Source organism: Thermotoga sp. Cell2 (genome assembly GCF_000789375.1).
Taxonomy (GTDB): Bacteria; Thermotogota; Thermotogae; order Thermotogales; family Thermotogaceae; genus Thermotoga; species Thermotoga petrophila.
Map to the genome: position 1 here is coordinate 157272 of NZ_CP003409.1, position 25969 is coordinate 183240.

Here is a 25969-nt window from a genome sequence, read left to right on the forward strand (position 1 = left end):
GGAGGTGTGGAGAATGATTATCACCACCACGGAACAGGTGCCTGGATACAGGGTGAAAGAGATTTTGGGGTTGGTTTCAGGAAACGTGGTGATGTCAAAGCATTTGGGAAGAGACATAGCCGCTGCCCTCAAAACCCTCGCGGGTGGTGAGATCAAAGGCTACACGGAGATGCTCACGGAGGCAAGAAACATTGCACTGGAAAGGATGATGAAAGAAGCGGAGAAACTTGGGGCGGACGCGGTGATAGGATTCAGATATTCTTCATCCACGATCATGAGCGGTGCTGCGGAGATCCTCGCGTACGGAACCGCGGTGAAACTGGAGAAAATTTAAAGGGGCGGGAACGCCCCTTGATTACACTTCTTCTTCCTCTTCGAGTTCTTCCAGATTAAAGTCCTCTGTCATTTCTTCGATCATTTCTTCCGAACTTTCCACTTCTTCCGTGGTGAGAGGAGCTCCCTCTCTTCCCTCGAGATACGCATTTGCAATGACGGAAGTGATGAGCTTTATGGATCTGATCGCATCGTCGTTTCCAGGGATAACGTAGTCAATGGGATCTGGGTCGCAGTTCGTGTCAACAATAGCCACAATGGGGATTCCCAGCTTGTTCGCCTCTGCCACAGCGATTCTTTCTTTCCTTGGATCAACGATGTAGATGATGTCTGGAATCTTTCTCATCTCTTTGAGACCGCCGAGGTTTTTTCTGAGTTTTTCGAGAATTCTTCTGATCCTGCTCTGTTCTTTCTTTGGAAGTTCGTCGAGCTTGCCGCTCTGCTCCATTTCTTCGAGTTCGATGAGTTTTTCTATCCTCGATCTGATCGTTTTGAAGTTCGTCAAAAGTCCTCCAAGCCATCTGTTGTTCACGTAGAAGGCTCCACACCTTTCTGCCTCGGCCTTTATGACTCCCTGGGCCTGCTTTTTCGTCCCAACAAAGAGAATCGTTGCACCTTCGCTGGCTTTTTCCCTCACGAAGTAGTAAGCCTCTTCGAGCAACTGCTGGGTCTTCTGAAGGTCGATGATGTAGATGCCTTTCCTTTCCGTGTAGATGTAGGGAGCCATCTTTGGGTTCCATCTTCTCGTTCTGTGTCCAAAGTGAACTCCCGCTTCCAGAAGCTGTTTCATCGTAACAACAGGCACAGACAACACCTCCACTCTTTTGGTTTTGATCCTCCGCTCCCTTCGTACCCACGCCGGCCTTCTCACAGGCACCGAGGGTGGGATCCAGGAGCGTGCGTGATATATACCTTGAGAATTCTACCATCGAAGAAGGGAAATTTCAATTGTTCTTGTTTGAAACTCTCGGGTCCACGATAAACTTCACAACGTAGAAAATCCCGAATACACCGATCAACCCCGTGAGAACCATGAGAACACCGTATCCAGAAAGATCTGCTATTTTACCTCCGATGAGGGGAGCAACGAAGGAAAAAGGAGCGATTGAGAAGTACAGAGACCCCATGTAGAGTTCTTTTCTCTTCCCAGACACGAAATCCAGTGTGATCGCCATGTTTCCAACGTTGTTCGTGGTGTTCACAAGGCCCATCAGAGCAAAGACGGGATAGGCGTGCACCGGTGATGTGGAAAGAAACGCCAGTATGACAGCTGCAGAATAAAAGATCTTGCTGAGAATAAGATTCAGTTTGTGCCCCTTTCTGTCACCGAGGGGGCCGAACAGGAAAGAAGACAGTCCTTGAGAAACGAGAACGATCGCCGTGAAAACCGCTGCCGATTCATCTGGAAGTGAGAACTTCTCCAGCAAATACACCGTGATGAAACCGCTGGACGCAAACATAAAACTCGTGATGATCCTATCTATCAAAAAGTTCCGGAAATGTCTGTCCAGAAAGACATTCTTCATGTTCTTTATGTAGTTCCATATGGACTCATCGTCAGGAAGTGTGTGATCCGGCACTTCCCTTGTGAGGGCCAAAAACACAAAAGATACCATGAAGAAGACAAACGCTGTGAGAAAGACGTAACCAAAGTTCACGGGAAACGGGTGGCTCGAGAGAAGCTCTCCGGCGATGGCAGAGCCACCGACTCCCAGCATCGCTCCAAGACCGTTTCCCATGGCAAAAAAAGTGCCTCTTCTTCGTGGATCTATCACCTTCTCTATCATACTCATCCACGGAGGACCCAGAAAGCCCATTGAGAATGTAGCGATCCCAACCATCAGAATGGAAAGGTAAAGAGACAGCCTCGGAGAAGGAACAGCGAGGTAGAAACTGATCAGCGCCATGAACAGGTAAGGGAGCCTCTCTCCCAGAGTTACCTTGAGGACGAGATTCAATTTCTTTGGCGATCTCTCCGCGTACTTTGCGCCCCATATGGCAGGAATACCCCATCCCAGGTTCGCAATGGCCGGGATGAGCCCCAGCTCCAGATTGGAAGCGCCGAGATTTCTGGCAAAAACGGGAAACAGCGTGAAAATGGATCCAAGGGTCATTCCAAGACTGAAGAACGCGTAATCCAGTGAATTCACAATGAAATTCCACCGGTAGTCCTTCTCCGTCAAACGTTCCATCTTCTTCTCTCCCGGCTCTGAAGTATGCAGCATAAGATATTCTATCCTAACTTTTCGTTTCAGGAGAGTACGAAACTCCTTAACTTTTCGTAAAGTCGACCCCAGTCTCTTTCCTTCACCACATACTCTCTGTTTCTTCTGCCGAGTTCTGAAGGATTTTCATCGAGGATTTTTCTCAGTGCTTCCTCGAGATTACCCTCTCTGAAAAAGACAGCTCCTTTCGTTTTCTTGAAGGGAAGATTTTCGATATCGACACAGAGGACTGGTTTTCCAGAGGCCATGTAATCTACCACTTTGTAGGAACTCACGGCAGGGTGATCCATCACGGTTGGAGAAAGAGTGAAAAGAAGAACGTCCGCTCTCTGAAGAAGATAGGGAACACACTTTTTCGGAACGGGATCAAAGAAGAACACGTTCTGTAGATCTTTCGCCGTTTCTTTCACAGAATTGAGATAATCCACCTGAGACGGCCCGACAAAGAGGAACACAAAAAGATCTCTCAGGCTTTTGCTCACTTTTGAAAGTGTTCCTATGAACTCTTTTATCCCCTTATGTTCGACGATGGATCCCGCGTAGACGACCTTTATCTTATCAGCGGGTACTTTTGAAAAGAGTTCATCCACTATCGGGCACGGTTCTGGATCTTCGAAAACTTTCAGATCAACACCGTTGGGAATGTAGATGAAATTCTTTGGTCGAACCTTCAATCTGTTGAAGTGCTCGGAAAGATCTGGAGCAAGGGAAATGATTCCATCCGCCTTCGGGTAATACTTTTTGCACATGTGGTCGAAGAGCTTCGAAACCGGGTGACGGTAACTCAGAGAACCAAGCCTCACAAGATCGTCTGGCCAGACGTCTCTGATCTCGATGAAGAACTTTCCACCTTTTCTTTTCACGTAGTACCAACCGAGGCTCCAAGAAAATGGGTGCGGAGAAGACGCGATGATGACGTCGTAGTTTCTCTGAACGATCTTCTTTCTTCCATTTCTGTAATAATCGATAGAGGAGAGAAGCCTTGAAAGGGAATTTCCGATATATTCTCTTGTTTCAACGACGATGAAATCCACGCCGTCCTTAGAAAAACTCCATCCGAATGTTTCGCTCCATCTTTTCCCGATGAGATGCGAAAAATCACCGATGTAGATATCCACCTTGTGACCTTCCTTTACGAATCTTTTCGCGAGTTCGAAATGTCTCGTTTCAGCGCTTCCCATTTCCGGTACGCTCGCGTAGTGATTGAGTACGGCTATGTTCAAGAGGATTCCTCCTTGTAGTAACTTTGATTTTCCAAAAGCTGCTCTTCAGGGACATCTCTCACCACTTTTGCAGGAATACCCATAACGATCTTCCTATCAGGAACATCCTTTGTAACAACAGAGCCAGCTGCTACTAAAGCATCTTCACCTACAACAATACCAGGCAGAATGGTTGCGTTCGCTCCTATTCGTGCACCCTTTTTTAGAGTTGGCCCTTTGAAAAATTTCTTTCTCTTTTCTGTTCTTCCAAGAAAATTATCGTTTGTAAACGTAACTTCGGGTGCAACAAAGCAATAATCTTCTATAGTTGAAAGTGCTGTTATGTAAGCATTTGTTTCTATTTTCACATATCTTCCTATGGTAGTCCTATTCTCGACAGTGACACCCTTTCCTATCACCGTGTAAGACCCTATTTTTACATCTTCCCTTATCACTACAAGATCTCCCACAAACACGAAATCTTCCAGAATGCTTCCCCGGTATATCACACAGTTGGCACCTATAATCACACCGTTCCCTATTTTGAGAGGAGGAAACTCTTTTTCCTCAGTTACGGCAGATATAGCAGACTTGAAGGGAAGTTTTCCGAGAACTGTGCCGTCGAAAATAACGCAGTCGTCACCCACGATCGTTCCTTCTCTGATCACTACGTTGTGTCCTATCATCACATTCCTTCCTATAACCACATCATCTTCTATCACCACGTTGCGACCTATTTTTGCGTTTTCTCCAATTTTGGCCCTGCTTGAAATAAAACTCATAACTTAACCTCCCTCTCGGATTATCCGAAAAAATTTTACCACCCGTGTTGTTACAAACATTTAACATTAAAATCCCTAAAGTCTCTTCCGATTAAAGATAATGGAAAGTCCGGCGCCGGGTACAGGGAAGTAAGAATACTCACACGGAGGTGAGTAGGTTATGAGGATCAATCACAACATCAGTGCGTTGAACGCTTGGAGAAATATCAACCAGACCCAGTACAGCATGAGCAAGACACTTGAGAGACTTTCCTCTGGTCTGAGGATCAACAGGGCAGGAGATGACGCAGCGGGACTTGCCATCAGCGAAAAGATGAGAGGCCAGATCAAAGGTCTCAACATGGCGATCAAGAACGCACAGGATGCCATCTCTCTGATCCAGACAGCAGAAGGAGCTCTCACAGAGGTACACTCGATCCTTCAGAGAATGAGGGAACTCGCAGTTCAGGCTGCGTCCGATACGAACACGGACGTTGACAGATACCAGATCCAGGCAGAACTGGATCAGCTCAGAGAAGAAATCGACAGAATTGCAAGAACAACAGAGTTCAACACAATGAAACTGCTGGATGGAAAGATCGAGAGCTTCAGACCTCAGGCAGATGTGAAAGTGGTCACAGGTGGTAACTTCAACCTCCAAGCGTCGCAATCTACAGATTTGAATGGCCTCTCAATAGGTAACGCTCAAGGTATAAGCGGTGCTAAGGCAGTAAATCTTGTTATAAATGGAGTAACACTAGGGGATATAACAATATCAGCTTCGGGCAGTACAGTGAAAATCATTGATGGAGGAGCGACAATAACAAGTTTTCAAGTAACTAATGAAGCTATCGGTTCAACGCGTGTAATTACTGCTGGTGGATTGAAATTTGAATTCGTCGTATCTGATGCTTCCTTAGGCGTCGTTGATTCTGTGAAAATCTCAATTGCCACATCGGTGTCGGTAACCTTCGATGATGTCCACGAAGGATCCTACGTTGTAGAAGTCGGCCAATTTGTGGGTGCTGGAACAAGTTCTCTTGATGTCAGAGTAAACTACTTCAACGAAACAGGACTCGCATCAGCACTGGTTGTCGACTTCTCGCAGGGTAACGCCTTCTACGGAACGGTCAGTGGATCTATAAGCTATGACGGTTCCAAATTTGCATTTGATCTTACCGGTCTCAAAGGAATTGTCTTTACCTGGACCACAGGAGTGTACGATATCAACTCCTTCGGTGGAGCCTTGCCAATGGAAGAAGTGATCGACAGCGGTGTGGTGAGAGCAGAGGAACGTTGGTATCAGGACACTTCACTCATCTTCCAGATCGGAGCTAACGAAGGACACAACATGATAGCAGGACTCGACGACATGAGATCGTCTGCTCTTGGTCTCACACCCGATTCTCTCAAGGTAACGGATCAAAACAGTGCAGAAAGAGCGATCATGGTCATAGACGCTGCGATACACAAAGTCAGTAGTGCACGAGCACAGCTCGGTGCCGTCCAGAACAGGCTCGAACACACCATCTCCAACCTCGGAGTTGCAGCGGAAAACCTCACAGCGGCCGAATCCAGAATCAGAGACGCAGACATGGCAAAAGAGATGATGGAATTCACCAAACAACAGATCCTGCTTCAGTCCAGTATGGCTATGCTCGCTCAGTCCAATACACTTCCACAGAACGTCCTCCAGCTGATGAGATAAAAATAAACACCGTCAATTCGGGGGCGCAAGCCCCCTTTGTTTTTGTGCAAAAATATATGAGGAAAGAAAGAGCAGGACATAGAAATATACAACCGAGGTGAGAAGATGAGAAAATGTCTGCTTTCTGTAGCCATGATAGTGAAAGACGAAGAACACAACATAAGAAGAGCGCTTGAAAGCATAAAAGACGTCGTAGATGAAATCGTGGTGGTCGACACGGGATCCACAGACAGAACACCAGAGATCGTGAGAGAATACACAGACAAGCTTTACTTCCACGAATGGAAAAACGATTTCTCTGAAGCGAGGAACTTTTCTTTGAAATTTCCCACCTGCGAGTGGATTCTCATTCTGGACGCTGACGAAGAAGCTTCAGAAGAGTTCAGACAAAACATCAGAAGTTTTCTGGAAAGCCTATCGGAAGATGTGAACACCGTGTATCTTCCCACAATAAATTATCTGGATTGGGACTTCAAAAAAACTGAAATAGCATCAACCCCGAGGATCTTCAGAAACGGGACTGTTTATTACAAGAACATCGTTCACAATCAAGCGATTTATAAACCGAAGGTGGTGCACGCCCCGTTCAAGATTTATCATTACGGCTACATTTGGACAAGAAAGCTCAAAAAGAAAAAGTATGAACGAACAGGGACATTAATAAGAGAACATCTAAAGAACGTGAAAGATCCTGTAGAAAAAATATACTACCTCGTCCAGCTTTACAAAACAGAGAAAATAGGTGGTCAGAAACACGAGGAGAACAAAATCGCTTGGGAAACTCTGCAGGAAATAATGAAGGTTGGAAAAATACCTCCAATAGGTCTGGAGTTTTTTTATATATTCGGAATGGAACTGATTTTGAACGGGTTCCTTGAAAAAGGAGAAGAATTCATAGACTCCGCTATTAAGGCTTTCCCAGAAAATCCAGATCCATATTTCGCAAAGCTTGTAATTTACGAACGAAAAAAGACTGGGAGAATCTTTATCAGTGGGGGAAAAAGTTTTTCGAAGTTTTAGAGAGGGCCCTATCTCAAGCAGAAAAATATGATTTTACAATCATGACTATCAAAGAAACAGGAATGGCTCATCTTCTCATGTGTCATGCTTGTATAAAACTTAAAAAATGGGATGAAGCCTACGCGAATCTTTTGAAAGCGATTGAAAACGGCGTAGATAAATCCAAAATTGCTCTCACGCTTCGGATTATATCAGAAATAGACAACAGAGAAGATTTCCAGAAAGCACTCACGTTAATTGAGAAAATAGCAGAACACTCTGAAAGCTTGTTTTTCGATGAAATAGTTGAGAAAATAGTGGAATTCGAGATTGAAGCATCCGAAAAGCTTTTGAACAAACTCCCTGTTTCAAGGAGAATCTCCAAATTCATTTTGAAGAGATTAGTAGAAAAGAAGGATTTCCTGTTCGAATACCTGACAGACGGTGACATTAACTTCTTCGTGGGAAAAACAGGTATCCCCGGACTTCTTTTCATCTTCGATCTTTTGAGAGAGAAAGAAACAGAAGGAAGACTCATCAGAGTTCTCTCAAAGATCGAAGGTGATGAAAAACTTAACGGCATTATCCAGGCTCTCATCGGCGATCTGTATCTGAAACTTGGGAATTTCTCGGAAGCCATCTCAAGGTACAGAAAAACACTGGAACTGGCTCCGGAGATAGCAAGCTTCATAAAACCTGTGATAGAAGATCTGAAAACAAGACTCGACCCGGATATAGAAGGAGTCTACGAGGAATTGTACAGATACTTCTCCGGCTACAGAGAGTTTCCGTTCAACATCCTCGAATTCGCAAAAGAAGACGCAGAAAAACTGTATCTCATCTCCGATCACCCACTCGCCATCTACACCTCAGCAGTGGCTGTGTTCCAAAAAAGCAAAGAAAAAGCAAGAACGCTTCTTGAAAGAATAAAAGACATCTCAAAACTTCCATTCTACTATTACCGTCTCGCAAAAACCTGGGAAGAAGAGAATCCATTGAAAGCCTTCGAACTTAACATAAAAGCAGTGGAAGAAAACGAAAATCTGGGAGACATAGCACTTGGAAGATACAAATACAACGGGCTTTATCCGAATCAGACATTTCCGTTCATGAAAAAAGAGGATGAAATCATCTGGGTGGGAAACATAACAGAGAGATTCTCTGGTTTTGGTGCGATTCACCCTGTCAGAGCGTGGAAGAGAAAAGAAAACTTCTACTACGCGCTTCCATATCCATCAGATGAAGCCTTGAAGCTTTACAAAGAAAGAGAAAAGGAAATCATGAAAGAACCTCCATTCAAAGTGAAAGAAGAACACATAATAGAAGTTCTTCTGGAGAGCGATACAAGGGACCTGAGAATCAAAGGAGAAGCTCCTGGGATTGAATTCGTCCTGAAAGATCTGGAAATAGAGTTGAAAGAAAACTCGAAGAACCTTCTTGTTGTTTCTGGTGTGGAAGAGACACTCGACCTGAATAAACTTGTTGAAAATGCTGAAAGAGTGCTTCTTTTCTTCTTTGTGCCTGATATGAATGATAGAAACAACCCCGTGTGGTATTATCCTGGCTTCAGAGTATTGAGAACCACTCATCAAATGAGGAAAACTCTGGAAAATCTGAGATTCTCCGTTGTTAAAGTGAGAGCAGTTGATAAAAACCTCAGGTTCATTGAAGCCTTCAGGAGGGTCTGATTATGGACATCTTTGAAGAGATAAGAAAAAGGATAGAACAAAAAGAATTCTCGAAAGCAAAAGAACCGATTGAAAAGATAGAAGATAAAGTAGAAAGATACAATTTGCTCGGAATCATACACTACTACGAAGGTAAAATCGACGAAGCGCTCATGTTTTTCAAAAAAGCCCTCGATATCAATCCAATTCACGACGATGTTCTTTTCAACTATTCAAAGGTGCTCTTTGAAAAGGAAGAGTACTTCGAATCCTGGAGGTATCTGACAAGGATCAACAGCAAAACGTGGGAAGTCTACGACATACTCGGAGACACACAGTTGAAGCAAAACAATCCAGCGATGGCTCTTCATTACTATAAGAAGGCAATGGAACTTTCCAATATACCGGAAATGAAAGAGAAATATCAGATATTGAGAGACCAGTTCAAAAAAGACATAAAGCTTGCCATATTTTGCCTTCCTGGTCTGGACAACTTCATAAAAGACATAGCTCAGATTTTGTCGAACATCTACGATGTGAAACTCGTAGTTACAACAGATGGCAGGCAGATTAAGGAAGCGTACGATTGGGCAGATATCGTCTGGCTCGAATGGGCGAACGAAATGGCAGTGGAGATAACGAATAAACTGCCGAAGGATGAGAAAAAAATTCTTTGTCGACTTCACAGCTATGAATCGTTGGCCAATTATCCTGAAAAAATAAACTGGAAAAACGTTGACAGATTGATCCTTGTTGCAGAACATATCGAACATATCCTTCGAGATTATCATTCTGAAGCTTATAAGCAAATAAAAGATAAGATAGTAATTATTCCAAACGGGATCGATCTGAACAGATTCAAGTTCAAGGTTAGACAACCCGGATTCAATATAGCAGTTGTGGCACATATCAACCACAAGAAGGATCCTGCCATGTGGCTTCAAATTATAGGTATGTTGAGAAAAATTGATGAAAGATACACTCTACACATAGCTGGAGACTTTCAGGAAATAAGGTACGCTAATTACTTCAAACACTTTATAAAAGACGCTGGCATTGAAAAGAACATAAAACTCTACGGCTGGGTTGATGACGTGAACACTTTTCTTGAGGACAAGAATTATTTGCTTTCAACCAGTGTTCATGAAAGTTTTGGCTACAACATTGCAGAAGCTATGGCGAGGGGAATAAAACCTATTATACATAACTACGCTGGAGCGAAAACGCAGTGGCCAGACAATCTTGTATTTAACTTTATCGACGAAGCGATACGAATTGTAACCAGCAGTAATTACAACTCAGAGAAATATAGATCATTTGTCGAAAAGAATTGTTCTCTTGAGAAGCAAATAAAAATGATTGATCAGATAATAAAAATTTAGATCAAGAAAGCATTATAGATACAGCAGACAAGGTTTTCATAATTACTGCTGGAAACTTTTTAATAAAACGCACTATTTAGTATTTGACTCCGGCCATCCAGAAGAAAAAGGTATTTATAGGCAAGCTTGGATCAATGCGATGAAAAAATACTTTCAAACAGAAAAACAGCTTCTGGATCACTTTAATATTCCATATGAAATTCTTGGTAGATGGCACACATCTCAAGGTAGTTTCAGAACGATTGTGGTTTTCACAAACCAGAATTTTTCGGAATCGGAATAATGTTGTGAATCTCTGCATAAGAAAAAATTCACATATTTGTTCCAGTTTTTGAAACCGCTTTCCTTACATTTTCTGCTATAATCACTTTGGAGTCCCTAATTTAATGGAGGTGTTTTGTATGCCTAAAATCTTGGCTGAAAAGATCTTCGACGATCCGGAAATCTTCATTTTGAGAGTAGACGACGATCAGATAAAGTACTTCGAGGCTGTTTGGGAAATACCTGAAGGGATCAGCTACAACGCGTACCTTGTGAAGCTGAATGATGCCAACGTTCTGATAGACGGCTGGAAGAAGAACTACGCGAAAGAGTTCATCGATACTCTGTCCAAGATCGTCGATCCCAAGGAGATCACACACATCGTTGTGAACCACACCGAGCCTGATCACAGCGGAACACTCCCTGCAACACTCGAAGCGATCGGACACGACGTGGAAATAATTGCTTCGAATTTTGGAAAAAGACTCCTTGAAGGATTCTACGGTATAAAAGACGTGACAGTTGTGAAAGATGGAGAAGAAAAGGAAATCGGAGGGAAAAAATTCAAATTCATCATGACTCCCTGGCTTCACTGGCCAGACACAATGGTGACGTATCTCGACGGAGTTCTCTTCGGCTGTGATGTGGGCGGTGGATACCAACTCCCAGAGACTCTGGACGACTCAGACGAGAGCGTTGTGGAAGAGTACCTTTCCTACGTCACAAAGTACATCGTCACGGTGATAGGGCACTACAAGAATTACATCCTCGAAGGTGCAGAAAAGCTTTCCAGTCTGGAGATAAAGGCACTCCTTCCAGGACACGGACTGATCTGGAAGAAAGATCCTCAAAGGCTACTGAACCACTACGTGAGTGTTGCAAAGGGAGATCCGAAAAAAGGAAAAGTCACGGTGATCTACGATTCCATGTACGGCTTCGTCGAGAACGTGATGAAAAAGGTGATCGATTCTCTCAAAGAGAAAGGATTCATACCGGTTGTGTACAGATTCTCCGACGAGGAAAGACCCGCGATCAGCGAGATCCTGAAAGACATTCCAGACAGCGAAGCACTGATCTTCGGTGTTTCCACCTACGAGGCGGAGATGCATCCACTCATGAGATTCACCCTTTTTGAGATAATAGACAAAGCGAACTACGAAAAACCCGTCCTCGTCTTTGGAGTGCACGGCTGGGCTCCATCCGTTGAAAGAACAGCAGGAGAACTTTTGAAAGGAACGAAGTTCAGAATTCTCTCCTTCACGGAGATAAAAGGCGCCAGTATGGATGAGAAAAAGATCGAAGAGGTGATATCTCTTCTCAAAAAAGAATTGGAGTGATGAATTGTGAAAATAGTGATCGTTGGAAACGGTCCCGGCGGGGTTGAACTCGCAAAACAGCTCTCAGAAGAACACGAGGTCACCATCGTGGAAAGAGAAACGGTGCCCTACTACACAAAACCCATGCTCAGCCATTATGTTGCAGGACTGGCGGAGGAAAAAAGTCTCTTTCCCTATCCGCCCGACTGGTACGAAAAAAAGGGTATAAGACTCCTTCTTGGTACAAATGCAAAAAGGATAGACTCGGAAAAGAAAATTCTCGAAACAGACAGAGGAACCCTTGAATACGACGTTCTCGTTCTCGCAACGGGTGCAAAGCCGAGAACACTCAAAATACCCGGCTGGGAGAGAATGTACACTCTGAGGACGATAGAGGATGCGAAGAGATTGAAAGAGGCGGTGGAAAGAGAAAAGGATCTTCTCATCATCGGCGGAGGGTTCATCGGCCTTGAAATCGCAGGGAATCTGTCGAAACAGGGAATCAAGGTGAAAGTGGTTGAGAAGATGACCCGTCTCATGGGACTGGACGAAGAACTGACAGAGAGAATAAAAAAAGAGCTCGAAAAACACAAAGTGGAGTTTTACCTTGGCAGGGACGTGGAGAGAATAGAAAACGATGTTCTCGTCACAGACAAAGAAGAGATACCGGCGAAGGTGATTCTCTGCTCCATAGGAATAGTCTCGGAGGTGTCACTCGCAAAAGAGAGCGGGCTTGATGTGAACAGAGGCATCTTGGTGGACAAAAAGTTCAGGACATCAAAACCTGATATATACGCCATCGGAGACTGTGCGGAATACGAAGGCATCATCTGCGGAACGGCGAAAGCCGCCATGGCACACGCAAGAGTCCTGGCAAACACGTTGAAGGGCATACCCGACGAGTACGACTTTCGTTTCAGATCCTCTTATTTCAAGTTCGGAGACTTTCCCATAGCCATAGTTGGAGAACTCACAGACAGAGGAGAGTGGATCGACAGCGAGACAAAGGCTTTCTACAGAGATGAAAAGATCGTCGGTGTGGTCGTACTCTCTGATGTGAGAAAAGCCAGGGAGTGGGAGGAAAGACTCAGAAACGCGCGATGAAGCTCTTCGACAAAATAGCGGAAAGGTACGATCTTTTGAACAGGATCATCTCTTTCGGAATGGATACGAAGTGGAGAAAACGAGTAGCGGAACTCACCCTTGAGGTGAATCCAGAAAAGGTTCTCGATCTTGCCGCGGGAACCGGAGATGTAGCCAGGCTCCTGAAAAGAAAAGCACCGCATCTCGAAATCACAGGCCTGGATTCTTCATCGAAGATGCTGGAAATAGCAAAAAAGAGAGTGAAAGATGGAAAGTTCATCACAGGAGACGCTCACGATCTTCCTTTCGACGATGAAAGTTTCGACGCCATCACCGTGGCGTTTGGTTTCAGAAATTTTTCAGACAGAAGAAAAGTCTTGAGAGAGTGCAGAAGAGTCCTAAAAAAAGAAGGAAGACTGGTGATCCTTGAACTCCTTCCACCTAACACCAAAAGATTCACGGGAAAGATCTACTCTTTTTATCTGAAAACCTGGGTTCCATTCGTTGGGGGTCTTCTCAGCGGGGATTTTCACGCCTACAGGTATCTCTCCACCTCCGTTCTCAATTTTCTGAGACCCGATCAAATAGTGGAGATGATGAAAGAGGAAGGCTTCAAGGCGAGTTTTGAACCTCTTTTCTTCTCTGTAGCGGGAATTTTCATTGGCGATTTGATCTGATGAGACATTTGGAATCACCACCAAAAATTGATAGAATTTCCTCAGGCAATTAATTCATCTCAGAAACGAATTTAACACGAGGAGGCAAGACTATGAAGATCTCCATCATCGGAGCAGGGAGTGTGAGGTTCGCACTTCAGCTTGTGGGAGATATCGCTCAGACCGAAGAGCTCTCAAAAGGAGACACCCATGTCTACCTCATGGACGTTCACGAAAAAAGACTGAATGCATCTTACACTCTCGCGAAAAAGTACGTGGAAGAGCTGAACTCTCCTGTGCAGATCGTGAAAACATCCAGTCTGGATGAAGCCATAGATGGGGCGGACTTCATCATAAACACCGCCTATCCTTACGATCCGAGGTACCACGACAGCGGCTCTCAGAGATGGGACGAGGTCACAGATGTCGGTGAAAGACACGGCTACTACAGAGGCATCGACAGTCAGGAACTGAACATGGTTTCCACCTACACCTACGTTCTTTCTTCTTATCCCGACATGAAGCTCGCCCTCGAAATCGCAGAGAAGATGAAGAAGATGGCACCCAGAGCGTACTTGATGCAGACGGCAAATCCCGTCTTCGAGATCACACAGGCGGTGAGAAGGTGGACCGGTGCGAACATAGTGGGGTTCTGCCACGGAGTTGCCGGGGTCTACGAAGTCTTCGAAAGACTCGGTCTCGATCCGAAGGAAGTGGACTGGCAGGTGGCAGGTGTGAACCACGGTATCTGGTTGAACAGGTTCAGATACAGAGGAGAAGATGCCTATCCTCTCCTTGATGAGTGGATAGAGAAAGAGCTACCAAAGTGGGAGCCGAAGAATCCGTGGGACACACAGATGTCTCCTGCCGCGATGGACATGTACAGATTCTACGGTATGCTTCCGATAGGTGACACCGTGAGGAACGGTACCTGGAAATACCATTACAACCTGGAGACGAAGAAGAAGTGGTTTGGAAAGTTCGGTGGCATAGACAACGAAGTGGAAAGGCCAAAATTCCACGAACAGCTCAGAAGAGCAAGAGAGCGCCTCATAAAACTCGCAGAAGAGGTCCATCCAGGCATGAAACTCACAGAAGAACATCCCGAGATCTTCCCGAAAGGGAAACTCAGTGGAGAACAGCACATTCCTTTCATAAACGCGATAGCGAACAACAAACGTGTGAGACTCTTCCTGAACGTAGAGAACCAGGGAACGCTCAAGGACTTTCCCGATGACCTCGTGATGGAACTTCCTGTCTTGGTGGATAGCAGTGGAATACACAGAGAGAAAGTGGAACCGGATCTCACTCACAGGATCAAGATCTTCTATCTGTGGCCCAGAATCCTGAGGATGGAGTGGAATCTGGAAGCGTACATCTCAAGGGACAGAAAGGTGCTCGAAGAAATCCTCATCAGAGATCCAAGGACAAAATCCTACGAGCAGATCGTGCAAGTGCTCGATGAGATCTTCAACCTGCCGTTCAACGAAGAGTTGAGGAGATACTACAAAGAGAAACTCTGAAAGAACAAAGCCCCCTGACCGGGGGCTTTTCTTTTGGCTGGGGCGGGTGGATTCGAACCACCGATCGCGGATCCAAAGTCCGCCGCCTTACCGCTTGGCCACGCCCCAACCCTTTCCGTGCTATAATTTTACCACTGTAGGAAAGCTCCTTCAAGGGAGGAAGCCAGCATGCGAAAGATCACACTTCGTTCAAAACTGGACGGGAGAGAGATCGTTTTCGAGGAAAATCAAAATCTCTTCGATATAGCCAGAGAGTACCAGAAGTACTACAGGTACAAAATACTGGCTGCGAGGGTGAACAACAGGATAATAGAACTCTTCAGAACACCCGATAGAAGCGGAGAACTCGAATTTTTAGACCTCACAGATCCCGACGGACTCAGAATATACCAGAGAGGACTCGTCTTCCTCGCAAGTCTCGCCGTGAGAAAACTGAATTCGGAATGGCGATTGAAGGTCCTTCACTCACTCGGGAAGGGGATATACTGCGAAATCTATAAGGGAAATGAATTAATCGTTCCCGATCAGAATCAGGTGTTCGCCATAAAAGATAAGATGAGAGAACTCGTCGAGAAAGATCTGCCTATTGAGAAGAGAACGTTCTACAAAGACGAAGCAAGGGAGATATTAATGAAGGAAGGACTTGTGAAAACGGTCAACCTCTTCAAGTACAGAAAGAAGAGAACCGTGAAGCTTTACCACTGCGATGGTTTTTGGGCGTACTTCTACGGATATCTTCCACCGAGCACCGGCAGGATTGACGTTTTCGATGTTCAGCCCTACAATCAGGGGCTCGTTCTTGTCCATCCGGATCCAAAAACAAGAGAGCTTCCCGTCATCCACATGCCCAAACTCTCCCAGGTGTTCCTCGAATACGCCCGATGGCTGAACGTTCTGGAACTCGAGTACGTATCCGATCTCAACGATATCATAGCCCGTGGGGAAAGGCACGTGGCTGACCTTATGCTTCTTTCCGAAGCACTTCATGAAAAGAAGATCTCAGACATAGCGGATGAAATCGCAAAAGACAAAAGAAAACGGCTCATTCTGATTGCGGGTCCTTCCTCTTCGGGAAAGACCACCTTCGCCAAGAGACTCTCACTCCAGCTCAGAGTGAACGGTCTAAAACCGGTTGCCATTTCCCTTGACGACTACTTTGTGGACAGAGAAAAAACACCGCGTGATGAAAACGGAAACTACGATTTCGACTCGATAGAGGCCCTCGACATAGAACTCTTCAACAGGAACCTTCAGGATCTTTTGGCTGGAAAAGAGGTGGTCCTGCCGAAGTTCAACTTCAAGACCGGAAAGAGAATGAGAGGTCCCACGCTCAAATTGGAGAAGGACAACATCATCATCGTCGAAGGAATACACGGTCTGAACGAACGTCTGACGGCCTCAATACCGAAAGAGCAAAAGTTCAAGATATACGTGAGTGCATTGACTCAGCTGAACATAGACGATCACAACAGAGTCACAACAACGGACACGCGGCTCATCAGAAGAATCGTGAGGGACTACAAGTTCCGGGGACACACCGCGTACGATACATTGAAGATGTGGCCAAACGTCAGAAAGGGTGAAGAAAGAAACATCTTCCCGTTCCAGGAAGAGGCCGATGTGATGTTCAACTCGGCCCTGGTTTACGAAATACCAGTGCTCAGGATATTCGCTGAACCGCTTCTCGTTCAAGTTCCGGAAGATGTTCCAGAGTACTCGGAAGCGCTGAGACTTCTGAAACTTCTGGACTTCTTCCTTCCGATCACGAACATAGAAGATATTCCCGATAAATCGATCCTCAGAGAGTTCATAGGAAGGAGTATCTTCAAATATTGATGAGAAGGTTGATACTGCTCTTTGCTATCTTTTCTGTGACTTTGCTTGCGGAGACAATCACACTCGATGCGACTCTTTTGAATTTCGATGATCTGCTGCAGCTTCTGGAGATCCACTCCAGGGTGTTTGACGTCACCCCACCTTCCACTGGGACTGTGGGAAGTATGAGGTACCTCGAGTACAACGGGCACGTTCTTGCAAACGTTGAAGACCTCTACATACTCGACAACAACAAACTGCCGTCTCCTGGGGTTCCGGTGGAAACCTTGAAACTCTTCGGAGTGGATTACATTCAAACCGGCGATGGTGTGAAGATCATAACGTGTCGCGTGAACTCGATCGAAGAGATAGGAAAAACCGTCGTTGTGAATTTCGAAGGTGAGAAGAACTTCGACGTTGAACAAACTCAGAACTCTGTGAGAATCATTGCAAAAGATTGGCTCTTGTTCAGAGGAGTCGTTAAGATGCCCGAGGAAGTTCTCTACGAAAAAGAGAATGTCAGAATCGAAAGAACGGCCGAGAGTGATGGCCAGTTCAGGATTCTGTTGTCCGCCGAATCGGTAGGAAAATACGTTGTGAAACCCTTCGGTGAAAGGGTCGATCCGTACGAGAAGGATGTCGTTTTTCTCGTGGGTTACGGTGATGGAAGAATAATCGTGAGGAGCTTTTCGAAAGACCTGAACGGGCTGGATCTTCCCGCATATTCAGAATCTTTGAAGCTCGCAAGAAAGATAGCAAATGAGCTGGGCTACAAACTCGAAGAATGTCCTGTGTACGATATACCCGTTGGTGTTATCGGGATGATCGTACTTTTGAAGGGAAAAGACGAAATGCCCGTATTTCTGAATACCGTTGAGAGGTTGATGGCGGAATGAGGAAAAGCGTCTTTGTTCTTGTTTTTTTGATGGCATCCGTTCTTTTCTCCGTTGAACTGAAGATCTGTTATCTGAACGAAGATCTCCTTCCCATTGTGAAAGTTACGGAGGGAAGGGACAATCCTGTTCTCGAAATCTTCGAAGCACTTTCTTCTCCACCCGAGGGATTGAAAACCTTCGTTCCAGAAGGTGTTCTGAGAGCGTACTTCTTTGTAGGTGACTACCTCATTCTCGATTTTTATGGAGAGAAATTGAAGGGAATGAACTTTGATTCGGAGAGGTACTTCCTCCATCAGGTGCTCTACACGACCTTTCTGAACGTAAAGGGTGTGAACAACGTGTACATCATAATAGATGGAAAGAAACGAGATGTTCTCGCGAAGCACGTGGACATCAGATTCAGCTTTCCAAGAGAGGTGTGGGAAAAGTGGCCGATACGCTGAAGCCTGGAGACAGAGTACTGCTTTCTTTCGAAGATGAGAGCGAATTTCTGGTCGATCTCGAAAAAGATAAAAAGCTTCACACTCATCTCGGTATCATCGATTTGAACGAAGTGTTCGAGAAAGGTCCTGGAGAAATCATACGAACGTCCGCAGGAAAGAAGGGGTACATTTTGATACCCAGCCTGATCGACGAGATCATGAACATGAAAAGAAGGACCCAGATAGTCTATCCAAAGGATTCATCTTTCATCGCGATGATGCTCGATGTGAAAGAGGGAGACAGGATCATCGACACAGGTGTGGGAAGCGGTGCCATGTGCGCTGTGCTCGCGCGGGCCGTTGGAAGTTCTGGAAAGGTCTTTGCTTATGAGAAGAGAGAAGAATTCGCAAAGCTCGCCGAAAGTAATCTAACGAAGTGGGGGTTGATAGAAAGAGTTACAATAAAGGTGAGGGACATCTCCGAAGGCTTCGATGAAAAAGATGTGGACGCTCTGTTCCTGGATGTTCCAGATCCTTGGAACTACATCGATAAGTGCTGGGAAGCTCTGAAAGGCGGTGGTAGGTTCGCAACCGTATGTCCAACGACAAACCAAGTCCAGGAAACCCTGAAAAAACTCCAGGAGCTTCCGTTCATAAGGATAGAAGTGTGGGAAAGTCTTTTCAGACCGTACAAACCAGTTCCGGAAAGACTGAGACCGGTGGATAGAATGGTTGCCCATACTGCGTACATGATATTCGCCACCAAAGTGTGCAGAAGGGAGGAAACAGAATGAGACTGAACCAGATTTCAAAGTTTGCTATCGTCAGTGTAGTAGTACTCGTTCTTGCGCTTCTTCTCGGGGGTTCTGCTAAAACGAATCTCACCGTAGAAGAAGTGAACAAGGCATTGGAGCCGTTCTTTGATTCGCTTTCTTACATCCTGAACTATTACTACGAAGCGGACAAGCTTGACATCAACAAGCTCATAGACCACGCGATAGACGGCCTTGTGAAGGGAACGGGAGACGATTTTTCCTACTACCAGGACCCAGAAACCTACCGTGAAAACCAGATAGAAATGAAGGGAGAGTACGGTGGGCTTGGAATAGAAGTGACCTACGATGCGGAACATGGCGCTATAAAGGTAGTGGCTCCTATGTATGGCACTCCCGCTTGGAGGGCTGGACTCAAAGCGGGTGATCTCATCATAACCATAGACGGCACACCCGTGTCCAAGATGACCTACATGGAAGCCGTGAACAACCTGAGAGGAGAACCCGGAACCTCCGTCACGATCGAGGTTCTCAGAGACGGTGAAAAACTCACCTTCACCATCGTGAGGGAGAAGATCGAGATAAAGATGGTGCTTTACTCCTTCATAGAAACGGAAAAAGGAAGTATCGGGTACGTCAGGATCACACGCTTCGGAGAAAAAGCAGATTCCGACATGAAAAACGCCCTGGACAAGATCTTCGAAAAGGGTGTGAAGGGATTGATAATCGATGTGAGGGACAACCCCGGTGGATACCTCGATGTCGCTCTCAAGATCGTCAGCATGTTCGTCGACAAAGGTGTGATTCTGAAGGTCAGAAACGGATTCGGAGAAGAAGACGTCTACGAATCCTATGGAAACAGCTATCCGAACGTACCGATAGTAGTTCTGGTGAACGAAGGATCGGCCTCGGCATCCGAGATACTGACGGGAGCGCTCAAAGACCTCGGCATTGCAACCATTGTTGGGAGAAAAACCTTCGGTAAGGGCTCAGTACAGACGGGCTTCCCACTGAGCAATGGTGGGGTTCTCTTTCTCACAACGGCTCACTACCTGACACCATCTGGAAAGGACATTCACAAGATCGGAATAGAGCCCGATGTCCTGGTAGAAGAAAGCGTTGAGGAGGAACTCCATGCAGAAACCAGAGAACAGATAGAAGTAGATCCAGAAAAGGATCCATTCGTGAAAAAAGGTCTTGAGGTGCTGCTCGAGAAGATAAAATGACGAGAAACGGATTTCTCTTCATCCTGTTTGTGGTAACTCTGGCTTTACTGATTGTGGACGTATCTTTCAAGAACGAAAGGAAGAGAATCGAGAGACTTCCTTCCTTTGATGTTGTCGTTGAAACACCCTTCAAAGAAACCGTTGAAGAGATGAAGATAGAACTCAACCGATCGATCCTGGTGAGCGAGGTTTTGAAGGAAGTGGAGAAAGCCGAGTACTATCCGGAGTGGAAGGCTTTTGTTTTCAGGAGCAGAGCAGACTTTGAAAAGGCGATCAACGTGGTGAAAAGAGAGACGGGTGAGAGACTGTCCATCAAGACCACAGAAGATGGTGTAGAATACTTCTTTTCCAGCGGGATGTACTTCATTTTGAAGGTGAAATGATGCTGAACCTGATAAATCTGGACGATTCAGGGAAGAAGTACTCTTTTCTGGTGCCGATTCTGGTGTTCTTTGTGAACACTGTCGTTTTTTGGAACGATATAGCGATGGTGTACAACTCGCTCAGGATTCTCCTGAAGATTTTCGAGGATTTCTTTTTGTTTTTTCTCTATTCTCTCTCGATATCCGGGCTCTACAAAACGATAACGAACAGAGCACCAGCAGAGATGATGTGGGCACTTTCTCCATACGTTTTCTTACCCCTTCTTTCTGCGTTTCTGGATGTTCGAATTTCTCTTTTGATTCTCTTTTTCGCTTCTTTGTTCCTTTTTAGGAAGCTGGAACTGAAAAATTTGATTCTTATTTCACTTGTGAGAGCATCTGCGCTTTGCCTTTTCATATGGAAGATCTCCTCATGGATGAGGTGAGGGAAGATGAACATAGCGATGTTCAGCGATACCTACGCTCCTCAAATAAACGGCGTGGCAACGTCGATAAGGGTGTACAAAAAGAAGCTGACGGAACGTGGTCACAAGGTTGTGGTGGTGGCTCCTTCCGCCCCCGAGGAAGAAAAGGATGTATTCGTTGTGAGGAGCATTCCCTTTCCCTTCGAGCCGCAACACAGAATCTCCATCGCTTCTACAAAAAATATTCTGGAGTTCATGAGAGAAAACAACGTCCAGATAATACACAGCCACTCTCCCTTTTTCATAGGGTTTAAAGCGTTGAGGGTTCAGGAGGAAATGGGATTGCCACACGTTCACACGTATCACACACTCCTGCCCGAATACAGACACTACATCCCAAAACCCTTCACTCCTCCCAAAAGATTGGTGGAACACTTCAGCGCGTGGTTCTGCAATATGACAAACGTGGTGATCGCTCCCACAGAAGACATAAAAAGAGAACTCGAAAGCTACGGCGTGAAAAGACCCATTGAAGTGTTACCCACCGGTATAGAAGTGGAGAAATTCGAAGTAGAAGCACCTGAAGAATTGAAAAGAAAATGGAATCCTGAGGGAAAGAAAGTGGTTCTCTACGCCGGAAGAATAGCCAAAGAAAAGAATCTGGATTTTCTTCTGAGAGTTTTCGAGAGTTTGAACGCACCGGACATCGCCTTCATTATGGTAGGAGACGGTCCTGAAAGAGAAGAAGTGGAGGAATTCGCGAAAGAGAAAAGACTCGATTTGAAGATCACAGGATTCGTACCTCATGACGAAATTCCCCTCTATTACAAACTCGGAGATGTCTTTGTTTTTGCTTCGAAAACGGAAACACAGGGACTGGTACTCCTGGAGGCCTTGGCTTCTGGTCTTCCCGTGGTGGTTCTGAAGTGGAAAGGGGTTAAAGATGTTTTGAAAAATTGCGAAGCAGCGGTTCTCATAGAAGAAGAAAATGAAAGACTCTTCGCCGAAGAGATAAAACACATTCTGGAAAACGATCGACTCAGAGAAGAGCTCTCAACAAAGGGGAGAGAATTCGTCAGAAAGGAATGGTCCGTTGATCGATTCGTTCAAAGGCTTGAAGAGATATACACGAGAGCAATAGAAGAAGGTCCTGTTGAAATAAACACATCTCTCATGATAAAGGAATTCGTCAAGTTCGAAAAATTGAAAGAGTTCTTCTCAAAGATCGAAGACAGAATCTGGAGGTGATCTTCTTGTTTCCATTTCATCTGTTTCTCGGGCACGTTGTAGCAGACCACGGTTTCACGAACAACGCAAAGATAAGAGAGTACAGGGGCTGGAAGCTGATCGGGCACATGATCTGGTCGGTCTTTGCCATCCTTGCATTCACATTCGACGTCATCTTTCAGTCCACCACTGGTGTGGTTGTCTTCTTGGTCTCTGTGGTGGTGCATCTCACGGGAGATCTCCTGAGAGTCTATCTTCACCGGAAGGGAAAGAAGCGTTTGATAGATCTTCTGGAAGTCGCCCTTCTTGTGATTTTTCTCGTACTGAACGCCGCGGTGAAAGATCTCTTCAAAGGATCGTACCTGACAGCGGAGTTCGTTTTCTATCTGCTTGGGATGAACGCGGTATCCGTTGCCGTGACGTACGTCTTCAGGAACTTCGTCCCGGGAGATCCAAAGATATCCGATATCGAAGGAATTTCTGAAAGACTGGCCTTCTTTGTGTTCCTCCTCGCTGGTAAGGATCTCTTCGCTTTCCTTTCCCTCGCCCTTGGTTTTCTATACCGGCTTTGGAAGTTCAGAAAGCCCGATGTGAGGTGGTGGATGAGTCCAGTTCTTGGAGTTCTGATCTCCGTTCTCTGGAACTGGATGATGTACGGGAGGATCTTCTGATGACTTACGCGGTGGGGGACATTCATGGGTGCTTTTACGCTCTGAAGAGTCTTTTGGAAAAACTTCCACTCTCTGAAGAGGACGAGCTGATCTTCATGGGGGACTACGTTGACAGGGGACCGAATTCTCGTGAAGTGATCGAATTTTTGATAGAACTTTCGAAACACCACAGGTGTATTTTTTTGAGAGGAAATCACGAAGAAATGCTTCTGAACTGTGTGAAGAATGGCTCTGATTGTGATCTGTGGTTCTTCAACGGAGCAAGAAGCACGGTGGAAAGCTTTGGAGGAGTCGAAGAGATCAGGAAATTTCTTCCTTTTTTCGAAAACACCGTATACCACTATGAAAAGGAAAACTACGTTTTCGTTCATGGAGGAGTGAGACCGGGGGTCTCCCTCGAGGATCAGGATCCTTTCGATCTTGTCTGGATAAGGGACGAGTTCATCTACAGTGAAAATCCTCTTCCAGGAAAGATCGTGGTGTTCGGACACACTCCCTTTGAAGAGCCGTTTGTTTCTCGCGATAAAATTGGAATCGATACGGGATGTGTCTACGGAGGAAGACTCACCGCTCTTAGGGTTGAAGATAGAAAATTCTTTCAGGTAGAATGTGCAAACAGGAGATGGTAGAGTGAAAGCGGTCTATCCAGGATCTTTCGATCCCATCACTCTCGGGCATGTGGACATCATCAAAAGAGCGCTTTCTATCTTTGACGAGCTTGTGGTCCTCGTCACGGAGAATCCGAGAAAAAAGTGTATGTTCACCCTGGAGGAAAGGAAAAAGCTGATAGAAGAAGTTCTCAGCGACCTGGACGGAGTGAAGGTGGATGTTCATAATGGTTTACTCGTGGATTATTTGAAAAAACATGGTATAAAAGTCCTGGTGAGGGGACTCAGGGCTGTGACCGACTACGAGTACGAGTTGCAGATGGCGCTTGCAAATAAAAAATTGTACAGCGATCTGGAAACGGTGTTTCTGATAGCAAGCGAAAAATTTTCTTTCATATCCTCCAGTCTTGTGAAAGAAGTGGCCTTGTACGGCGGTGATGTGACCGAATGGGTTCCACCCGAGGTGGCCAGAGCCCTGAACGAAAAGTTGAAGGAGGGAAAGCGATGAAGATAAAGGTGAAGCTTCCAGATGGAAAAGAAAAAGAGTACGACAGAGGCATCACACCGGCGGAGATCGCAAAAGAACTGGGCGTAAAAAAGGCGATCGGAGCGGTTGTTAACGGTGAACTCTGGGACCTGAAAAGACCCATCGAAAATGACTGCGAACTGCGACTTGTAACTCTGGAGGATCCCGAGGCACCCGAGTTCTACAGACACACCATGGCACACATCCTCGCACAGGCTGTGATGAGAATTTATGGAAAAGAAAACGTAAAGCTGGGAATCGGCCCCACTATAGAGAACGGTTTTTACTACGACTTCGACATAAAGAACGGAAGACTCACAGAGGAAGATCTTCCAAAGATAGAACAGGAGATGAAGAAGATAATAAAGGAAAATCTTCCTATAGAAAGAAAGGAGATCAGCAAAGAAGAGGCAAGAAAGCTTTTCAACAATCAGCCTTACAAACTCGAGCTCATAGAGGAGATCGAAGGTGACAGAGTAACGATCTACCGTCAGGGAGAGTTCGTGGATCTCTGCAGAGGCCCACATCTTCCTTCGACGGGAATAGTGAAGCACTTCAAACTCCTCTCTGTTTCAGGTGCGTACTGGCGAGGTAGTGAGAAGAATCCCATGCTCACAAGAGTTTACGGAACGGCCTTCGCTAAAAAGGAAGACCTCGACAATTACTTGAAGTTCCTTGAAGAAGCGCAGCGGAGGGACCACAGAAAATTGGGACCTCACCTCGAACTTTTCATGTTGAACACTGAATACGCTCCCGGTATGCCGTTTTTCCTTCCAAAGGGAGTCGTCGTGCTCAACGAATTGATGAAATTTTCCAGAGAACTCCATCGTGAGAGAGGATACCAGGAGATCTTCACACCGCTCATAATGAACGAGCAGCTCTGGAAGATCTCCGGTCACTGGGATCACTACGCTGAGAACATGTACTTCATAGAGAAAGACGAGGAAAGGTACGCGGTGAAACCCATGAACTGTCCCGGTCACATTCTCGTGTACAAGAGCAGAACTGTTTCCTACAGGGACCTACCGCTGAGATTCTTCGAGTTTGGCCGGGTTCATAGATACGAAAGGAGCGGAGTTCTCCACGGTCTCATGAGGGTGAGATCCTTCACACAGGACGATGCACACATATTCTGCACTCCCGGTCAGATCGAAGAAGAGATACTCGGCGTTCTCGATCTCATAAACACCATCTACAGCCAATTCGGCTTCACCTACAGAGTGGAACTCAGCACGATGCCCGAAGATCACATGGGTGACGAAGCGATTTGGGAGAAGGCAACAACTGCCTTGAAGAATGCCTTAGAAAGGGCCGGTCTTTCGTACAAAGTGAACGAGGGTGAAGGCGCTTTCTACGGTCCGAAAATAGACTTCCACATAAGAGATTCGATAGGAAGAGAGTGGCAGTGCGCCACGATTCAGCTGGATTTCATGATGCCAGAGAAGTTCAACGTCACTTACATAGGTCCGGACAACAAAGAGCACAGAGCCGTGATGATACACAGGGCGATATACGGTTCGCTCGAAAGGTTCTTTGGCATCCTGATAGAACACTTCGCTGGAGCGTTTCCAACCTGGCTGGCACCGATCCAGGTGGCAGTTATTCCCATATCAGAAAAACACAACGACGGTGCGGAAAAGATTGCAAAAAGGATCTCTCAGGAAGGGTTCAGGGTCTTCTTCGATAACCGCCGTGAAACTCTTGGATACCGTATCAGACAGGCTCAAACCCAGAAAATACCGTACATGATAATATTAGGCGACAAAGAGCTGGAGAGCGGAAAGATCTCCGTGAGAACAAGAACAGGAAAAGAGATAAAAGACGTGGACCTGGAACACTTTGTTGAAACCCTGAGAAACGAAGTTTTGAGCAGAAAGCTCGAACTTTTGATGGAGGGATGAG

The 25969-nt window shown here is 45.7% G+C and carries 25 protein-coding genes and 1 tRNA gene; 21 read left to right on the top strand and 5 right to left on the bottom strand.

Annotated elements, in window-relative coordinates:
• Window positions 1-13 precede the first annotated feature (13 nt).
• Window positions 14-334 carry a YbjQ family protein gene (locus CELL2_RS00835; protein WP_038033873.1) on the top strand — a complete coding sequence of 107 codons (321 nt, stop codon included), beginning with the start codon at window positions 14-16 and terminating at the stop codon, window positions 332-334.
• A 21-nt stretch (window positions 335-355) separates the two neighbouring features.
• Here the strand turns inward: CELL2_RS00835 and rpsB are convergent, their stop codons facing one another.
• The 4 genes from rpsB to CELL2_RS00855 form a co-directional block, all read right to left on the bottom strand.
• Complete coding sequence (rpsB, locus tag CELL2_RS00840) at window positions 356-1138, bottom strand: 30S ribosomal protein S2 (RefSeq protein WP_038033872.1); 783 nt, start codon at window positions 1136-1138, stop codon at window positions 356-358.
• A gap of 139 nt (window positions 1139-1277) precedes the next feature.
• Window positions 1278-2525 (bottom strand): MFS transporter, encoded by a 1248-nt coding sequence (locus CELL2_RS00845; RefSeq protein ID WP_012896037.1) that lies wholly within the window; start codon window positions 2523-2525, stop codon window positions 1278-1280.
• A gap of 59 nt (window positions 2526-2584) precedes the next feature.
• A complete protein-coding gene (locus tag CELL2_RS00850; RefSeq protein ID WP_038033870.1) occupies window positions 2585-3781 on the bottom strand; it encodes a glycosyltransferase family 4 protein in 1197 nt (398 codons plus the stop codon).
• A complete protein-coding gene (locus tag CELL2_RS00855; RefSeq protein WP_012310359.1) occupies window positions 3778-4542 on the bottom strand; it encodes an N-acetyltransferase in 765 nt (254 codons plus the stop codon). Before CELL2_RS00855 ends, CELL2_RS00850 begins: the two co-directional genes overlap by 4 nt.
• Before the next feature lie 160 nt (window positions 4543-4702).
• Between CELL2_RS00855 and CELL2_RS00860 the strand changes: the two genes are divergently transcribed.
• From CELL2_RS00860 to aglA, 8 genes are all read left to right on the top strand, one after another.
• Window positions 4703-6229, top strand: a complete 1527-nt coding sequence (locus CELL2_RS00860) for a flagellin (protein ID WP_038033868.1) — start codon at window positions 4703-4705, stop codon at window positions 6227-6229.
• 105 nt (window positions 6230-6334) lie between these two features.
• The gene (locus CELL2_RS09415) at window positions 6335-7249 is read left to right on the top strand and encodes a glycosyltransferase family 2 protein (RefSeq protein ID WP_241208668.1); all 915 of its coding nucleotides are present in this window, start codon (window positions 6335-6337) and stop codon (window positions 7247-7249) included.
• 41 nt (window positions 7250-7290) lie between these two features.
• Window positions 7291-8916 carry a tetratricopeptide repeat protein gene (locus CELL2_RS09420; protein ID WP_241208669.1) on the top strand — a complete coding sequence of 542 codons (1626 nt, stop codon included), beginning with the start codon at window positions 7291-7293 and terminating at the stop codon, window positions 8914-8916.
• A 2-nt stretch (window positions 8917-8918) separates the two neighbouring features.
• Entirely contained in the window at window positions 8919-10277 is a 1359-nt protein-coding gene (locus tag CELL2_RS00870) for a glycosyltransferase (RefSeq protein WP_038033865.1), read from the top strand.
• Between the two features lie 401 nt (window positions 10278-10678).
• Window positions 10679-11875, top strand: a complete 1197-nt coding sequence (locus CELL2_RS00875) for an FprA family A-type flavoprotein (RefSeq protein ID WP_038033863.1) — start codon at window positions 10679-10681, stop codon at window positions 11873-11875.
• Between the two features lie 6 nt (window positions 11876-11881).
• Entirely contained in the window at window positions 11882-12958 is a 1077-nt protein-coding gene (locus tag CELL2_RS00880) for an NAD(P)/FAD-dependent oxidoreductase (RefSeq protein WP_038033861.1), read from the top strand.
• Window positions 12955-13614 (top strand): bifunctional demethylmenaquinone methyltransferase/2-methoxy-6-polyprenyl-1,4-benzoquinol methylase UbiE, encoded by a 660-nt coding sequence (gene ubiE, locus CELL2_RS00885; protein ID WP_038033860.1) that lies wholly within the window; start codon window positions 12955-12957, stop codon window positions 13612-13614. Before CELL2_RS00880 ends, ubiE begins: the two co-directional genes overlap by 4 nt.
• Before the next feature lie 92 nt (window positions 13615-13706).
• Window positions 13707-15116 (top strand): alpha-glucosidase AglA, encoded by a 1410-nt coding sequence (gene aglA, locus CELL2_RS00890; RefSeq protein ID WP_038033858.1) that lies wholly within the window; start codon window positions 13707-13709, stop codon window positions 15114-15116.
• A gap of 34 nt (window positions 15117-15150) precedes the next feature.
• Here the strand turns inward: aglA and CELL2_RS00895 are convergent.
• Window positions 15151-15224 (bottom strand) — tRNA-Gln (locus CELL2_RS00895).
• Between the two features lie 60 nt (window positions 15225-15284).
• Here CELL2_RS00895 and CELL2_RS00900 point away from each other — a divergent pair.
• From CELL2_RS00900 to thrS, 12 genes are read left to right on the top strand one after another with little or no spacing between them, the layout of a single operon-like run.
• Entirely contained in the window at window positions 15285-16952 is a 1668-nt protein-coding gene (locus CELL2_RS00900; RefSeq protein WP_004080960.1) for a nucleoside kinase, read from the top strand.
• Window positions 16949-17827, top strand: a complete 879-nt coding sequence (locus CELL2_RS00905) for a DUF4941 domain-containing protein (protein WP_004080962.1) — start codon at window positions 16949-16951, stop codon at window positions 17825-17827. Before CELL2_RS00900 ends, CELL2_RS00905 begins: the two co-directional genes overlap by 4 nt.
• Window positions 17824-18270, top strand: coding sequence for a GerMN domain-containing protein (locus CELL2_RS00910; protein ID WP_004080964.1), 447 nt, complete (start codon window positions 17824-17826; stop codon window positions 18268-18270). The genes CELL2_RS00905 and CELL2_RS00910 overlap by 4 nt, the downstream gene beginning before the upstream one ends.
• Complete coding sequence (locus tag CELL2_RS00915) at window positions 18255-19043, top strand: tRNA (adenine-N1)-methyltransferase (RefSeq protein ID WP_004080966.1); 789 nt, start codon at window positions 18255-18257, stop codon at window positions 19041-19043. The genes CELL2_RS00910 and CELL2_RS00915 overlap by 16 nt, the downstream gene beginning before the upstream one ends.
• Window positions 19040-20248, top strand: a complete 1209-nt coding sequence (locus CELL2_RS00920; protein ID WP_038033856.1) for a S41 family peptidase — start codon at window positions 19040-19042, stop codon at window positions 20246-20248. Before CELL2_RS00915 ends, CELL2_RS00920 begins: the two co-directional genes overlap by 4 nt.
• Window positions 20245-20631 carry a hypothetical protein gene (locus CELL2_RS00925; protein ID WP_004080971.1) on the top strand — a complete coding sequence of 129 codons (387 nt, stop codon included), beginning with the start codon at window positions 20245-20247 and terminating at the stop codon, window positions 20629-20631. Before CELL2_RS00920 ends, CELL2_RS00925 begins: the two co-directional genes overlap by 4 nt.
• Window positions 20631-21056 carry a hypothetical protein gene (locus CELL2_RS00930; protein WP_015646121.1) on the top strand — a complete coding sequence of 142 codons (426 nt, stop codon included), beginning with the start codon at window positions 20631-20633 and terminating at the stop codon, window positions 21054-21056. Before CELL2_RS00925 ends, CELL2_RS00930 begins: the two co-directional genes overlap by 1 nt.
• A 6-nt stretch (window positions 21057-21062) precedes the next feature.
• Window positions 21063-22283 (top strand): glycosyltransferase family 4 protein, encoded by a 1221-nt coding sequence (locus tag CELL2_RS00935; RefSeq protein ID WP_038033853.1) that lies wholly within the window; start codon window positions 21063-21065, stop codon window positions 22281-22283.
• 5 nt (window positions 22284-22288) lie between these two features.
• Window positions 22289-22933 (top strand): hypothetical protein, encoded by a 645-nt coding sequence (locus tag CELL2_RS00940; RefSeq protein WP_038033851.1) that lies wholly within the window; start codon window positions 22289-22291, stop codon window positions 22931-22933.
• Window positions 22933-23562: a metallophosphoesterase family protein gene (locus CELL2_RS00945; RefSeq protein WP_038033849.1), complete on the top strand. Its 630-nt coding sequence runs from the start codon at window positions 22933-22935 to the stop codon at window positions 23560-23562. The genes CELL2_RS00940 and CELL2_RS00945 overlap by 1 nt, the downstream gene beginning before the upstream one ends.
• A gap of 1 nt (window position 23563) precedes the next feature.
• Entirely contained in the window at window positions 23564-24049 is a 486-nt protein-coding gene (gene coaD / locus CELL2_RS00950; protein WP_012896027.1) for a pantetheine-phosphate adenylyltransferase, read from the top strand.
• Entirely contained in the window at window positions 24046-25968 is a 1923-nt protein-coding gene (thrS, locus tag CELL2_RS00955; RefSeq protein WP_012310374.1) for a threonine--tRNA ligase, read from the top strand. The genes coaD and thrS overlap by 4 nt, the downstream gene beginning before the upstream one ends.
• Window position 25969: the final 1 nt, after the last annotated feature.

Excerpts from the sequence above, each read along its gene's own strand:
- CELL2_RS00845 (WP_012896037.1), bottom strand. The coding sequence starts at position 2,525 with ATGGAACGTTTGACGGAGAAGGACTACCGGTGGAATTTCATTGTGAAT.
- thrS (WP_012310374.1), top strand. The coding sequence starts at position 24,046 with ATGAAGATAAAGGTGAAGCTTCCAGATGGAAAAGAAAAAGAGTACGAC.
- CELL2_RS00930 (WP_015646121.1), top strand. The coding sequence starts at position 20,631 with ATGCTGAACCTGATAAATCTGGACGATTCAGGGAAGAAGTACTCTTTT.
- CELL2_RS00925 (WP_004080971.1), top strand. The coding sequence starts at position 20,245 with ATGACGAGAAACGGATTTCTCTTCATCCTGTTTGTGGTAACTCTGGCT.
- CELL2_RS00860 (WP_038033868.1), top strand. The coding sequence starts at position 4,703 with ATGAGGATCAATCACAACATCAGTGCGTTGAACGCTTGGAGAAATATC.
- CELL2_RS00855 (WP_012310359.1), bottom strand. The coding sequence starts at position 4,542 with ATGAGTTTTATTTCAAGCAGGGCCAAAATTGGAGAAAACGCAAAAATA.
- CELL2_RS00920 (WP_038033856.1), top strand. The coding sequence starts at position 19,040 with ATGAGACTGAACCAGATTTCAAAGTTTGCTATCGTCAGTGTAGTAGTA.
- CELL2_RS00835 (WP_038033873.1), top strand. The coding sequence starts at position 14 with ATGATTATCACCACCACGGAACAGGTGCCTGGATACAGGGTGAAAGAG.
- CELL2_RS00910 (WP_004080964.1), top strand. The coding sequence starts at position 17,824 with ATGAGGAAAAGCGTCTTTGTTCTTGTTTTTTTGATGGCATCCGTTCTT.
- CELL2_RS00935 (WP_038033853.1), top strand. The coding sequence starts at position 21,063 with ATGAACATAGCGATGTTCAGCGATACCTACGCTCCTCAAATAAACGGC.
- aglA (WP_038033858.1), top strand. The coding sequence starts at position 13,707 with ATGAAGATCTCCATCATCGGAGCAGGGAGTGTGAGGTTCGCACTTCAG.
- CELL2_RS09420 (WP_241208669.1), top strand. The coding sequence starts at position 7,291 with ATGACTATCAAAGAAACAGGAATGGCTCATCTTCTCATGTGTCATGCT.
- CELL2_RS00900 (WP_004080960.1), top strand. The coding sequence starts at position 15,285 with ATGCGAAAGATCACACTTCGTTCAAAACTGGACGGGAGAGAGATCGTT.
- CELL2_RS00875 (WP_038033863.1), top strand. The coding sequence starts at position 10,679 with ATGCCTAAAATCTTGGCTGAAAAGATCTTCGACGATCCGGAAATCTTC.
- CELL2_RS09415 (WP_241208668.1), top strand. The coding sequence starts at position 6,335 with ATGAGAAAATGTCTGCTTTCTGTAGCCATGATAGTGAAAGACGAAGAA.
- CELL2_RS00945 (WP_038033849.1), top strand. The coding sequence starts at position 22,933 with ATGACTTACGCGGTGGGGGACATTCATGGGTGCTTTTACGCTCTGAAG.
- ubiE (WP_038033860.1), top strand. The coding sequence starts at position 12,955 with ATGAAGCTCTTCGACAAAATAGCGGAAAGGTACGATCTTTTGAACAGG.
- CELL2_RS00870 (WP_038033865.1), top strand. The coding sequence starts at position 8,919 with ATGGACATCTTTGAAGAGATAAGAAAAAGGATAGAACAAAAAGAATTC.